The organism is Hymenobacter daecheongensis DSM 21074, assembly GCF_900141805.1.
GTDB classification, from domain to species: domain Bacteria; phylum Bacteroidota; class Bacteroidia; order Cytophagales; family Hymenobacteraceae; genus Hymenobacter; species Hymenobacter daecheongensis.
The window spans coordinates 125730-138635 of sequence record NZ_FQYN01000005.1 but is presented as its reverse complement, the minus strand read 5'-3'; the positions used below and the strand labels follow the sequence as shown (position 1 = coordinate 138635).

At 61.2% G+C, this 12906-nt stretch carries 10 protein-coding genes; 3 read left to right on the top strand and 7 right to left on the bottom strand.

Annotated features, from left to right (window positions below):
• Window positions 1-362: 362 nt before the first annotated feature.
• Both BUB62_RS11150 and BUB62_RS11145 read right to left on the bottom strand, forming a co-directional pair.
• Entirely contained in the window at window positions 363-2606 is a 2244-nt protein-coding gene (locus tag BUB62_RS11150; protein WP_073110021.1) for a S46 family peptidase, read from the bottom strand.
• Window positions 2607-2713: 107 nt separating this feature from the next.
• The gene (locus BUB62_RS11145; protein WP_073110019.1) at window positions 2714-3214 is read right to left on the bottom strand and encodes a YkvA family protein; all 501 of its coding nucleotides are present in this window, start codon (window positions 3212-3214) and stop codon (window positions 2714-2716) included.
• Window positions 3215-3370: 156 nt separating this feature from the next.
• Between BUB62_RS11145 and BUB62_RS11140 the strand changes: the two genes are divergently transcribed.
• Window positions 3371-3901: a DinB family protein gene (locus BUB62_RS11140; RefSeq protein ID WP_073110017.1), complete on the top strand. Its 531-nt coding sequence runs from the start codon at window positions 3371-3373 to the stop codon at window positions 3899-3901.
• A gap of 416 nt (window positions 3902-4317) precedes the next feature.
• On the opposite strand, the gene BUB62_RS11135 is transcribed toward BUB62_RS11140, so the two are convergent.
• From BUB62_RS11135 to BUB62_RS11125, 3 genes are all read right to left on the bottom strand, one after another.
• A complete protein-coding gene (locus BUB62_RS11135; RefSeq protein WP_073110014.1) occupies window positions 4318-4944 on the bottom strand; it encodes an AlbA family DNA-binding domain-containing protein in 627 nt (208 codons plus the stop codon).
• A 41-nt stretch (window positions 4945-4985) separates the two neighbouring features.
• Complete coding sequence (locus BUB62_RS11130) at window positions 4986-5864, bottom strand: SDR family oxidoreductase (RefSeq protein ID WP_159437447.1); 879 nt, start codon at window positions 5862-5864, stop codon at window positions 4986-4988.
• A gap of 167 nt (window positions 5865-6031) precedes the next feature.
• Window positions 6032-6451 (bottom strand): DUF3127 domain-containing protein, encoded by a 420-nt coding sequence (locus BUB62_RS11125; protein ID WP_073110009.1) that lies wholly within the window; start codon window positions 6449-6451, stop codon window positions 6032-6034.
• Between the two features lie 150 nt (window positions 6452-6601).
• Here BUB62_RS11125 and BUB62_RS11120 point away from each other — a divergent pair, with 150 nt between their 5' ends.
• Window positions 6602-7561, top strand: coding sequence for an isoaspartyl peptidase/L-asparaginase family protein (locus BUB62_RS11120; RefSeq protein WP_073110007.1), 960 nt, complete (start codon window positions 6602-6604; stop codon window positions 7559-7561).
• Between the two features lie 193 nt (window positions 7562-7754).
• Here the strand turns inward: BUB62_RS11120 and BUB62_RS11115 are convergent, their stop codons facing one another.
• Window positions 7755-8648, bottom strand: a complete 894-nt coding sequence (locus BUB62_RS11115) for a cyanophycinase (protein WP_234988679.1) — start codon at window positions 8646-8648, stop codon at window positions 7755-7757.
• A 118-nt stretch (window positions 8649-8766) separates the two neighbouring features.
• Window positions 8767-10554: a M1 family metallopeptidase gene (locus BUB62_RS11110; RefSeq protein WP_073110002.1), complete on the bottom strand. Its 1788-nt coding sequence runs from the start codon at window positions 10552-10554 to the stop codon at window positions 8767-8769.
• A gap of 290 nt (window positions 10555-10844) precedes the next feature.
• Here BUB62_RS11110 and BUB62_RS11105 point away from each other — a divergent pair, with 290 nt between their 5' ends.
• Window positions 10845-12629 carry a L,D-transpeptidase family protein gene (locus tag BUB62_RS11105; RefSeq protein ID WP_073109999.1) on the top strand — a complete coding sequence of 595 codons (1785 nt, stop codon included), beginning with the start codon at window positions 10845-10847 and terminating at the stop codon, window positions 12627-12629.
• Window positions 12630-12906: the final 277 nt, after the last annotated feature.

Genomic DNA, 12906 nt, shown 5'->3' with positions numbered 1-12906 from the left:
GGGAAAGAATCCATCCGCTACGCCGCCCCGCCGCTTCTAGCGGTCTTTACGCCTGTTCTAGCAGTGTTTACGCCTGTTCTAGCGGTTCTTACGTCTGTTCTAGCGGTATTTACGCCTCTTCTAAGGGTCTTTACGCCGCTTCTACAGCCGTTTACGCCGGCGTAAACAGCTGTAGAAGCCCTTGCCCAGTCACTCGGCTGTGCCGAACGACTGGGCAAGGGCTGTTTCAGGCCGCCCGAACGCTGTAGAGACGCGATACTTCGCGTCTCGTCGTTGAACGACCAGAGCCGCGGCATCAAAACAACGTCAGCAACGACGAGACGCGAAGTGTCGCGTCTCTACAGCGTTCGGGCGGCCCTTGGTCAGGCTTTCACTTTGCGCTTCACCTTCAGCTTCTTCACTTCCGGCACGGCCGGCGCATTGGGCCCGCCCACCAACGTCATTTCCTGCACCAGGTGGCCGGCACCGGCGTATTTATCCACCACAAACAGCATGTAGCGCACATCCAGCGTGATGTTGCGCACCCGGTCGGGGTCATACATAATGTCGGACATGGTACCTTCCCAGTTGCGGTCGAAGTTGGTGCCAATCAGCTCGCCGCGGCCGTTGATGACGGGCGAGCCGGAGTTGCCGCCGGTGGTGTGGTTGGTGGCAATGAAGGCTACCGGCACCGTGCCGTTCACGGCATACGGGCCGTAGTCTTTCTTTTGGTACAATTCGACGAGGCGGGCCGGTACTTCAAAGTCCGGATTGGTCGGGTCGGCCTTCTCCATCAGGCCATCGAGGGTGGTGTAATACTCGTAGCGCACGCCGTCGGCGGGCTGGTAGCCGGCCACCTGCCCGTAGGCCACGCGCAGGGTCAGGTTGGCATCGGGGTAAAACTTTTTGTCGGTCTGCATCTGGCGCAGCCCGGCCAGGTAGGTGCGGGCCAGCAGCGCAATGTTGTCGGTGGCGGCCGTGTAGGCGGGCAGGATATTGGCCCGGTAGTGGCCAATAACGGCGCTGGCGAACTGATACGCCGGGTCGTCGGTGAGGGCGCGGGCATTGCCTTTGGCCACCTCATCCAGCACCGCGCCGGCCCCGGCCTCAGTGGTCAGGCGCGAGCGGCTGAAAAGCTGGTCGGCATATTTCGCCCAGCCATCCTTACCGGGATACTGCTTTTGCAGCGCCTTCACGTAGTCGGGTACCATAGCCGGCGGCGTGCCTTCGGCGTAGAGCGCCAGTAGGGCAGCGGCCACCTTCTGGTCGGTGGCGGCATTGTAATTTTTGAAGAAGCCCGCGCGGCCGGCTTTGGCCTTCTCCACAGCGGCAGTCACCTCGGCAGCCGGGGCTTTCTTGGCCAGCATATCGGGCAGGTGCGCAATACTGTTGGCGTAGGCCAGCAGCTCCACGCCCAGCACTGCCTCGGTCACGTAGTCGCGGGCCAGGGTGTAGTCGCGACCGGTGCGGTAATTCTTCTCAAAACCGGCCAGCAGCGGCCCGTAGGCAGCTTTGCGGGCCTCGTCGCCGGCCTGCACCCACTGCGCGAAACGGGCTTCCTGCTCCTGCTTGCGCGTCACGGCATCCAGCTTTTTCAGGCCCCGGGTTTCGCCAATCCACTTTTTCCAATAGTTGGCAATGCCGGCGTACTTGGCCGCGTACTGAATGCGCACCTTGTCGGAGGCCTTCATGTCAGCATCGAGCAAACGCAGCTTGGCTTCCCGGATCTTCACCTTGGCCGGGTTCGATACCGAGTAGGTTTCGTCCACGCCCCAGGAGGTCAGGTACTCGTTGGTGCGGCCGGGGAAGCCGAACACCATCGTAAAATCGCCGGGCTTGATGCCGCTGAGCGAGATGGGCAGGTGGTGGCGGGGCTTGAAGGGCTGGTTGGCGGCGGAGTAGGGGGCCGGCTTGTTGTCGGGGCCGGCGTAGATGCGGAACAGGCTGAAGTCGCCGGTGTGGCGCGGCCAGGCCCAGTTGTCGGTATCGCCGCCAAACTTGCCAATGGCCGACGGCGGCGCGCCCACCAGCCGGATGTCGGTGAACACCTCCGTGATGAACATGTAATACTCGTTGCCATTAAAAAACGGCCGGATAAACGACTGGTAGTGCGTGCCCTGCACGGCCGCCTGCGCCACGCGCTGGATGTTGGTCTGCACCAGCTTTTCGCGGTCGGCCTCGGTGATATTGGTGGTAGGCACGCCAGCCAGAATCTGGCCCGTCACGTCTTCCATGCGCACGATGAACGTGGCCGTGAGGCCCGGATTGGGCAACTCCTGCGCCCGCGTCATGGCCCAGTAGCCTTTGGTCAAGTAGTCATTCTCTACCGAGGAATGGCTCTGAATCTGGCCATAGCCGCAGTGGTGGTTGGTCAGCAGCAGGCCCTGATCAGAAATGATTTCGCCGGTGCAGCCGCCGCCAAATTGCACCACCGCATCCTTCAGGCTGCCCTGATTGACGCTGTAAATCTGCTCGGCCGTCAGCTTGAGGCCTTTTTGCTGCATGTCGGCTTCATTGAGCTGCTTGAGCAGCAACGGCAGCCACATGCCTTCATCGGGTGGGGTAGCCCGCAGCGAAACGGGCAACAGCAGAAGGGCCGCCAAGGCCAGTCGGGAAAGAATACGCATGGGAAAGGGGAAATGTAGGCGACGAAAATACACGTTTTGGACCGGCCAAAGGCCAAAAGAGCCCGCGCTGACGGGCGCGGGCTCTGGCAAAAACAGGCGGGCAGCGCTTACGAATGACCCAGCTCCGCCACCGCGGGCTGCGTGCGGTCGGAAACGGCCGGCGCCGAAGCCACCCCCGAAGCGGAGACGGCCGAAGTCTTTTCCCACTCCTGAAAGCGGGAAATTTCGCCCTGAAACTTGGTAATGAACCAGCTGATCAGCGAAAAATCATCCAGAAAGCCCAGCACCGGAATGAAATCGGGCACCAAATCAATCGGCGACAGCACGTAGAGCAACACTGCCACGCCCGAAACCACCGTACCGGTTTCAATCTGGCGGTAGGCCCCCGTGATGTAGGCCTGCACCAGCCGCACCAGCGTGAGGGCCAGCTCAATCAGCTGCCCGAAGGCGCCTTTGCTGCTTTTCTTGTCGGCCAGCTTTTCGGCTACTTCCTTCAGCACAATGGCCACCTGGAAGGGCTTGCCCAGGATCTTGCTGGCGCGGGCCATGAAGATGCTGAAAATAGCGTTTTTGGAGAGTTTGAGGCCTTTTTCGGCAAGAGAAGACATACGCTGTTATTGTGAGAGGAGAAATGTTGGAGGCTTTACGAAACCGTATTTAAATGGTTGAACAGGCCCCGCCCCGCCCTGATCCAGCCGGCCGGCATGACTGCGGGAATGCGCAATTCAGCTACCTTGCGCTCCGCAAAATTCCGTTTTCCCTATATGCTCACTTCCCGCCCCCAGCCCGGCCAGTACGTGCCGTATTTCGACAATTACATCAGCCGCGTGCCCGTCGGCACCGAGCCGCTGGCCATGCTGGCCGAGCAGCCCGAGCAATTGCGCCAGCTCATTGGCGGCCTCAGCGAGGAGCAGGCTTTGCTGGCCTACGCGCCCGGCAAATGGACCATCAAGGAAATGCTGCTGCACCTGATAGATACCGAGCGCATCATGGCCTACCGCGCCCTGCGCATCGCCCGCGGCGACCAGCAGCCCCTGCCCGGCTTCGACGAAAACGCCTACGCCGCCGAATCCGGCGCGAACGAGCGCCCCCTGAGCGACTTACTGCACGAATACGACACGGTGCGCCAGGCCACGCGCACGCTGTTTGGCAGCTTCAGCCCTGCCCAGCTGAACCGGGCGGGCACGGCCAGCAACCACCCGATTACGGTGCGGGCGCTGCTGTTTGTGGTGCCGGGGCACGAGGCGCACCACGTACATATTCTGCGCGAGCGGTATTTGCCATTGCTGCACTAGCTATCTTGCACAACACCCCTCAACGCTGTTGCGTTAAGGGTTTGTAGTTTATTTCTCCCCCAAACCATTTTGCACCATGGCTAAAGCACAAGACGCCCGCAAAGAAAAAAAGAAGGAGCCCGCCAAGACCACCAAGGAAAAGAAGGCGGCCAAAGAAGAGAAGAAGAAAGCCAAAAACAGCAGCAGCGAATAGTTGAAGCGTTAAAGTCAAAAAAAGGCGGGGCACCAGGGGGAAACCTCCCGGCGCCCCGCCTTTTTTGTGCTGGTAATCAGTCAGACCGTCATTCCGAGCGCAGCCGAGGAATCTGGCGTGCTGACGTCTGAGTAATATTCTAACGAAGCGGGCAAGATTCCTCGGCTGCGCTCGGAATGGCCGCCTTGTTCCTCTGCCTGTTCATACAGCCTGCTATAGAGCCCTACAGCGTGTAATAAACTTCTTTCTCCTTGTCGTGGTGGCGCAGGTAGCCGTGCAACGTCAGCTTGATCAGGGTTTGGTAGGCTCGGCGCCGGCCCAGGTTGCCCAGCTTCATGTACTGCGCCAGCGTGATGCGCGGGTGCTTGCGCAAATACTCCAGCACGGCCATCTCGTGGCGGTTGAGCGGAATATGCTCCAGCTGGGAGGGTGCGTCGGCCCGCTCCAGGGCTTTTTCGGTGAGGCCGCTGGTTTGCACGCTCTCGTCGCGCACGCGCACGTAGCCGCGCCAGTCGCCTTCAGCCACCTGGGCGCGGTGGGGCTTGTGGCTGCTTTCGGCCACCGTCACGATAATGACCGTGCGGCCGTCCTCTTCCACTTCCTCAAAATGCAGGTTCAGCGGCGGCTCCACGTACTGGGCGGCGGCCATCTGCAGCAGATACATTTCCTCCTCCGCGTCGCGCACTCCCACCACGCGGCCCGCGTCGTCTATGCCCACCAGCACGTGGCCGCCGCGCGTGTTGGCCAATGAGGCCAATGTGCGCGAAATCCGGGTCGGGTGGGTGGTTTTCTTCTTGAATTCCACCTGCTCGCCCTCGCCCTGCTTTATTAAGTTTTGAAGCTCAGACATATACTGACTGCTATTGTAGCTCAGTCCAGACTACAACCAGTTTAGCCGATTCCGGTTTCTTCCGCCGAAATCCGCCACAGGCGGCTGGCCTCGGCCCGGTTCTGGGCGCGGCTGGAGAGCAGGCGGGCCGGCTTGCTGTGCTTGAAATACCGCCCGCTAACATGCGCCACCTCCGGGGCCGAGGCCAGAAAAATGCTGGTCTGCGCCCCCCGCTCAGGGCTGATCATGAAGGGTTTGCCCAGGCTCCAGGCCATCTTCAGGAGCCCCGTGCGGCCTGGGGCCATCAGGCCCGTATCCACAATGCCGGGGTGCAGGCAGTTGGCGGTGATGCTGGTCAGGTCGAGACGGTGGGCCAGCTCGTTGGTAAACAGAATGTTGGCCAGCTTCGAGTCGCAGTAGGCGGCAAAGGCGCTGTACTTTTCCGGGTCGTTGCGGGCCGCCTGCGAGGGCTCAATTTCGCCCAGCCAGTGCCCATCCGAAGCCACCGTAACCACGCGACCCTGCCCGGCGGCTTCCAGCTGGGGCAGCAGCAGATTAGTCAGCGCAAAAACCGCCAGATGGTTGGTCGCCCAGCTCAGCTCGTGGCCTTCCCGGGTGATGGTCAGCGGACCGGGCATCACGCCGGCATTGTTTATCAGCACATCGAGCTTCTCGTAGCGCCGTCCGACTTCTGCTGCCAGGTCGCGCACATTGGAAATAAGCGACAAGTCGCAGAGAAGTAAATCAACATTGGCCTCCGGGACTTCTGCCAGAATAGCCCCGCGGGCGGCTTCGGCCCGGCCGGCATCGCGGCACACCAGCACCATGCGGGCACCCCGCCGGGCCAGCTCCCGCGCCGTGACGAAGCCGATGCCTCCGGAGGCGCCGGTGAGCAGCACGGTTTTGCCGTGCATAAGTTTAGGGTCAGAAATAGGGGCCATGAGGCAAAGGGAAATCAGCAGAAGCAGGGGCCGCCAGCAGGGCGGGCCCGGGGTATAAACGCTGAAACGATACCGGGAAGTTTTACTTCTCGCAAGATTGACCGGCAAGCAAAATGCCGCCCCCGAAGGAAGCGGCATCTGATACCTGAAACGAAAAACGGGGCTGCTTAGAACGGCAGGTCGTTGTCGTCGTCGCCGGCAATGGGGGCGGCGGGCTGGGCCCGCAGATTCGGATTCTGATTCTGGGCCGGAGCCGCCGCCCGTGGGGCAGCCTGCTGGTAGCCACCACCGGCGGGAGCACCACCGCCCGTGCCGGCTTCAATGCGCCAAGCTTCCAGGTTGGTGAAATACAGCATCTGGCCGTTTTTGTTGAAGCCGCGGCCGCGCAGGTTGAAGGTCACTTTTACTTCGTCGCCAACTTTGAAAGGGTCGATGAGGGCAGTTTTGTCCTGCACCATCTGGAACTTGATATGCTCAGGGTATTGGCCATCCTGAACTTCGAGCACGAATTCGCGCTTGCGGAATTTCTCACTCACCTGCTGTTCGTCGAAAATCTCGTGCAGGCGGCCGGTAGCTTCGTAAGCCATAGGAAAGGATATTATGAGGGGTGTGAAACGTAAGCAAACGTACGAAAAAAAACGGGTTTCGGCCAGCGCAACCGGGCTAAATCCCGGGGCTTTCCCTGCGTATCTTTACCCGTCATTCCCCTTCAATTCGCCCCCAATAGCTCTCTGCGCATGAATCATCCCATCTCCCTGGCTCTGCACGGCGGGGCCGGCACCATCTCCCGCACCCTGATGACGGCCGAGGCCGAGCACGCCTACCGCCAGGCCCTGCAGGCTGCCGCCGAGGTGGGCTACGCGGTTCTGCGCCAGGGCGGTGCGGCGCTGGACGCGGTGGAGCTGGCCGTGCGCAGCCTCGAAGACTGCCCGCTGTTCAATGCCGGCCGGGGCGCGGTATTTACCCACGAGGGGCATCACGAAATGGACGCCGCCATCATGGACGGCCGCGACCGGGCCGCCGGGGCCGTGGCCGGCGTGCGCACCGTGCAGAACCCCATTCGGGCCGCCCGGCTGGTGATGGACCAAACCGACCACGTGCTGCTGGCCCACCCCGGCAACGACGAGCTGGCCCGCGAGCATGGCCTGCCCACGCAGCCGGCCGCGTACTTTTTCACCCAGCACCGTTACGACCAGCTGCAGGAAGCCCTGGCCGAAGGCCGGATGCGCCTCGACCACAGCGAGGCCAAAACGGCGCTGCCCAACGAAGACCCCAAAAAGAAGATGGGCACCGTGGGCGCCGTGGCCCGCGACCAGCACGGCAATCTGGCCGCCGCCACCAGCACCGGCGGCATGACCAACAAGCGCTACTCCCGCATCGGCGACTCGCCCATCATCGGCGCGGGCACCTTCGCCGACAACCGCACCTGCGCCATCAGCTGCACCGGGCACGGCGAGTTTTTCCTGCGCGCCGTGGTAGCCCACGATATTTCGTGCCTGATGGAATACCGGGGCCTGAGTCTGGCCGACGCCTGCCACATAGTAGTGCACGAGAAGCTGGCGCCCATCGGTGGCGAGGGCGGCCTGGTGGCAGTCGATAGTTTCGGCAACATTGCCCTGCCCTTCAACTCCGACGGCATGTACCGGGCCAGCATCTCCTCCAGCAACCCGCTTTACGTGGGAATTTACCGCGACTAAAAACCCGCCCCGGCGAGCGAACATCATCGGGGCCGTGCGGCATCAGAAAAAGCACCCTATATATAAGGAGTAGGAAGCGCCGGCTTAACTAGCTTTCTGCACCAACAAAAAGCCGCCTCTTCGAGTGGGAGAGACGGCTTTTTGTTGGAAAATATTCCGCCGGATAAGCGGCCGGTATTTTGGCTAAAACTGGCTACACCGCCGGAGTGCTGACGCTGGCCGGCGAAGGGGTGGCCGCGGGCGCGTACAGGCTTTTGTCGGCATAGAATTTTCGCTCCGTGATATCGTAGACGTTGCCTTTGGCCAGCACGTGCATGGTCATGTTTTCCAGCGAAATGGCGGTGCCCTTTTTAGCGGCCGCGGCATTGTTGTGCTGAATGTTATGACCATCCATAATGATGACCAGATTCGAGCCGATGGTTTCGATTAGGCAGCCGTCGGTGATGAGGATGCCGGTGTCTTCGCCCAGCCCGATGCCGATGAGCTTGGGGTGCAAGGCCACGGCCTCGATGAGGCGGCCGAAGCGCCCGCGCTTCACGAAGTGTGAGTCGATGATGGTGTTGCGCGTCAGGGCCAGGCCGGTGCCCATTTTCACGGCGCCTTTCATCAGGGCATCCGGAACGCTGCCGCCCCGGATCATGATGTGCGACATGGCCATGGCTCCGGCGCTGGTGCCGGCAATGACGAAGTGCGGCTCATTGTAGTAGCGCTCCGTCATGCGGGCCAGAAACTCGGTGTCGCCGAACATCTCCTTCAGCCGCGACTGGTTGCCGCCGCTCATCATGATGATGTCGGCCGCCAGCAGGCGCTCCAAGTACTCAGGCTGCTGCGCGTCTTCCGGCGTGCGAATGTCCATGATGCCGATATTCAGGCAGTTGAGCATCGCAAACGACGAGACGTAGATCTTGCCCACTTCCTCCGGAATCATGGAAGCCGTGGTGATGACCTCAATACGCGGGTCGGCCTTCCCCGATTCGAGCACCACGCGCTTGATAATGCCGAGCTCGAAGAAATTCAGGTAGTATTTTTTCTTGGTGCGCGGGTTAGGATAGGTGCCTTTATCCTCATTGCCACCGATGGCAATCAACTTCCCGAGTGGTTTCTGTGCTTTCAACGCGAAAAATCAACTTTAGAGAAAACGAAAGATACTAACCGCTGGCGGGCAAGCAAGGTTCACGCCATATCGGGCGCGGCCAGCCACAATTTTAGGCCGGCCGGCCCAGCAATGCGTCGAAGGTGCTGGTGGCTACAGAGTGGTAGTTGGGGCGGGCTTCGGCATACAGGTCCTGGGCCCGTTCGCGGCCGCCGGGTACCTGCAGCAGGGCTTTGTAGAGCGGGGTCAGAAACTTGCGCCGGCCCACGCGGGTCAGGAACTGGTGCAGGGCCTCGTCGGCGGGGGCGTAGCCGGCGGCAATAGTGAGCGGAAACCAGGCGGCCAGAATTTCGGCATTGCCGGATTGAGTGAAGCCGAAAGCCGCATCCAACTCCAGCACTTGCTCCACGCTCAGCGGCTGGGGCAGACCGTGCAGAAAATGCACCCACTCATGGCTGCTCCAGCCGGCCACGTCGAGCGCGGCGGCCGGGCGGCCCGCCTGCCAGTGCTGCCGCGCCGCCTCCACGGCCGCGAACCGGGCGGAGCTGACCGGTGGAGCCACCGCCGGAATTCCGGGTCCGTTGATCCAAGCGTCGAGCTGCAGCTTGGCTTCCAGGCCCGGCTCCCGGTCCAGCAGCTCCCGGCGCAGATAAGCCACGAACGAAACCGTGTCCATCGACTGGAAGCTGTGGCGGGCGAAGTACTCCTTAATAAAGGTGTCCAGCTTTTCGCGGCCCACCAAGTGCTCCAGCGTGAGCAGGAGGTAGTCGCCTTTCTCGTAGGCAATGTCGTTGAGGCCCTCGTCGGGGTCGCGGCCGGCCAGGTCGAGGTGCAGGTGCGTGTCTTTGCTTTCCGGGCCCAGCTCTTCCAGCGTGTGCAGCAGGCCGGAGTGGCCCAGCACCTGGAGCATGTCAGCGTAGGGCCGGCCGTAGAGCTTCTCCATAATGCGCCGCTCGAAGTATACCGTGAAGCCTTCATTCAACCAGAAGTCGTTCCAGGTGGCGTTGGTCACCAGGTTGCCCGACCACGAATGGGCCAGCTCGTGGGCCACCAAGCTGGTCAGGCTCCGGTCGCCGGCCAGAATGGTAGGAGTTACAAATGTTAAACGCGGATTCTCCATGCCGCCGAAGGGGAAGGAGGGCGGCAGCACCAGCAAATCGTACCGGTCCCAGCGGTAGGGGCCGTACAGCTCTTCGGCCGCGCCTACCATTTTCTCCAGGTCCACGAACTCGTGCGTGGCGGTGGGCAGCGTGACGGGCTCGGCGTAGATGCCGGTGCGCGTGCTCAGCGGCGTAAATTCCACGTCACCCACGGCCAGCGCCATCAGGTAGGCCGGAATGGGCTGCGCCATACGGAACTGGTACTCGCCGTCGGCGCTGCGGGTCTGCGGATTCTCAGCGCTCATCAGCGCCAGCAGCTCGGCCGGGCACTTGATGGTAGCCTCATAAGTGAAGCGGATGCCGGGCGAGTCCTGGCACGGAATCCAGGTGCGGGCCAGAATGGCCTGCGACTGCGTGAACAGAAACGGGTGCTGCCGGCCGGCCGTTTGCTCGGGCATGAGCCACTGCAGGGCAGCGGCCCCGGGCGTGGTGCGGTAGCGTAGCGTCACGGTAGTCGTATCGGGCCGGATGCCCACGCGCAGTGCTTGCCCCAGAATCGGGTCATCGGCACCCAGCGCAAACATGGTGGTTTCACCGTTGGGGCCGCCGAGCAGGGCTGCTTCTATTTCAAGGTGCCGCGCATCGAGCCATAGCTCCGTGGCGTCGGTGTGGTTGTCGAGCGTCCAGGTGGCGTGGCCGGCCAGGGTGCGGCTGGCAAAGTCTACCGTGAGGTGCAGGGCCAGGTGGCGAACCTGCGCGTTGGAGGGGCGGGCGTAGCTGTGTGGGTCGGGCGTGAGCATAAGTGAGACGGAGCAGGCGGCAAGCAAAGTGAAAGGCGCCGGCAGTATGGCACGGGCAGCCCGCGGTAAAGATAGCCCAAACCGGCCGGCCGATTTGGCTGAAAATCACTTGGCCACCTACCAGCAAAACCCCTAACTTGCGCCCCCAGGTGGAATCCGGTGGGGGTGACAACCCAGCCGCCCGGAAACCAGTAGAATGCGCAGTGCGCCGCGGCGTGGCTTGGTCAGCTTTTTGCCAGGCCAGCTACCGTGGCCCTTACCGCCCTTTCTCACCACCTCCAGTAAATTTCATGAATCAAGCAAATCGTCCTGCCTTCTTCACGGCCCTGCTGTTCTGGCTTTTCAGCCTGACGCTGGCGACTGCCTCGTGCAGCCAGGATCAAAAAGACAACACCCAGGCCGATGGTGGCACCGCCGGCACGACCGGGGCCGGCACCACCAAGGCCGGTGGCGCTCAGCCCAAGCTCGACAGCGTGTATGTGGTGCGGGCAATGAACGCCGAGCCTGCCTTCAAAGACCAGCTGATCTGGGCCAAGAAATTCTACCGGGAGCGGGAGTTCCGCCTCGGCTGGTTTCGCAACCACGAAGTAGTGCCCCAGGCCAAAACCTTGCTCAGCGTTATTACCAAAGCCGCTGATGAGGGCCTTGACCCCAAGAAATACCAGGTCAAGGACTTCAACAAGCTGTTTGCCGAGCTTGAAAAGGCCCAGGGAGACTCGGTCCGGCGCAACGCGCTGGAAAAGGAAATCGATGTGGCTTTGTCCGGTACGTATTTCAACTATGCCTCTGATTTCTACCGCGGTACGGTTAATCCGCGCGAAGTGAAAGGCATCGACTGGGACGTAAAGCGCAACAAGATCAAGCTGCACAGAGCCCTGCAGACGATTCTGAAGGAGCGGGAAAGCACGTATCCGTACTACGAGTTCGAGCCCCTGCACCCGGAATATGAGGGCCTGAAAAAGGCGCTGGCCGACTACCGCATAATTCAGCGCAACGGCGGCTGGCCCACGCTGCCGGCCGGCACCAAGCTTAAGCCCGGCGACTCTTCGCCCAACGTAGCCATACTGCGTCAGCGCCTGTTGGGGGGGGCGGCTACGGGCACGCCTGCCGCCGCTCCGGCCGCCAGCAATATCTCAGCTACGCCTGCCCAGACCGTGGCCAACGGTAGCGCGGCGCCCGCCCCGGCCCCCAAGTATGAGGGCGAGTTGGTGGAAGCCGTCAAGGAGTTTCAGCGCACTACGGGCCTGAAAGTCGATGGTATTGTGAGTGGTGAAACCGTAAAGCAGCTCAACATTCCGGTGTCAGATCGGGTGCGGCAAATCACGGTGAACATGGAGCGCTGGCGCTGGGCTCCCAAGCGTTTCGAGAAGAATTATCTGCTCGTCAACATCCCCGACTATAAGCTGCACGTCGTTGAAAACGACAAGGAAGTGTTTGACATGCGCGTCATTGTGGGCAAGACGCTGAACGCTACTCCCGTATTCAGCGACAAGCTGGAATACGTGGTGCTCTCGCCGTACTGGAATGTGCCGTGGAGCATCATCGAAAAGGAGCTTAAGCCCAAGCTGATCAACAACCCATCGTACCTCGACCACCTCGATATGGAAGTGGTGAAGGGCAGCGGCAAGAAAGCCGTGGCTGTAAGCCCATCATCCATCGACTGGTCGAGCATCGAGGAGAAGTCATTCAAGTATACGGTGCGTCGTCGTCCGGGTCCTAAAAATGACTTGGGTGAAGTGAAGTTTATCTTCCCCAACTCCAACGATATTTACCTGCACGACACGCCCCATGATGAGCTTTTCAACCAGGGTAAGCGCGGGTTTAGCCACGGCTGCGTGCGGGTAGAGGAGCCTCTCAAGCTGGCCGAATACCTGCTGCGCAACAAGCACGGCTGGGACATGCAAACCATTCAGGATACCATTGCTGAGCGCCGCGAGAAGTATGTTTCGCTCAAAGAAACCCTGCCCGTCTACTTGGTCTACTTCACGGCTTGGGTCGATGAGTCGGGCCGGGTAAATTTCCGCGACGACATCTACGGACACGATAAGGCGCTAGCCCAGGAATACTTCAACTAGCTCCCCGCCGCCGCTAAGCCGGATAAAACACGGCCGTACTGTCCGCTCCGTTTCTATTCAACAAATAGCCCCGACTGCATCCGCAGCCGGGGCTATTTGTTGGGCGAAGCTAAACCCACCCGGCATCCGGGCGAGTGACGAAGCCGGAACTATATAGGCCGTAGAGTTGCCAGCAACCGGGCTATCAACAGTAGGCGCTACCTGCTCAAGGTCTGAAGACAGTTGCCAGCACCAAGAATCATTAATTACAATTGTAAAACAAAAGTAAACAGGCGGG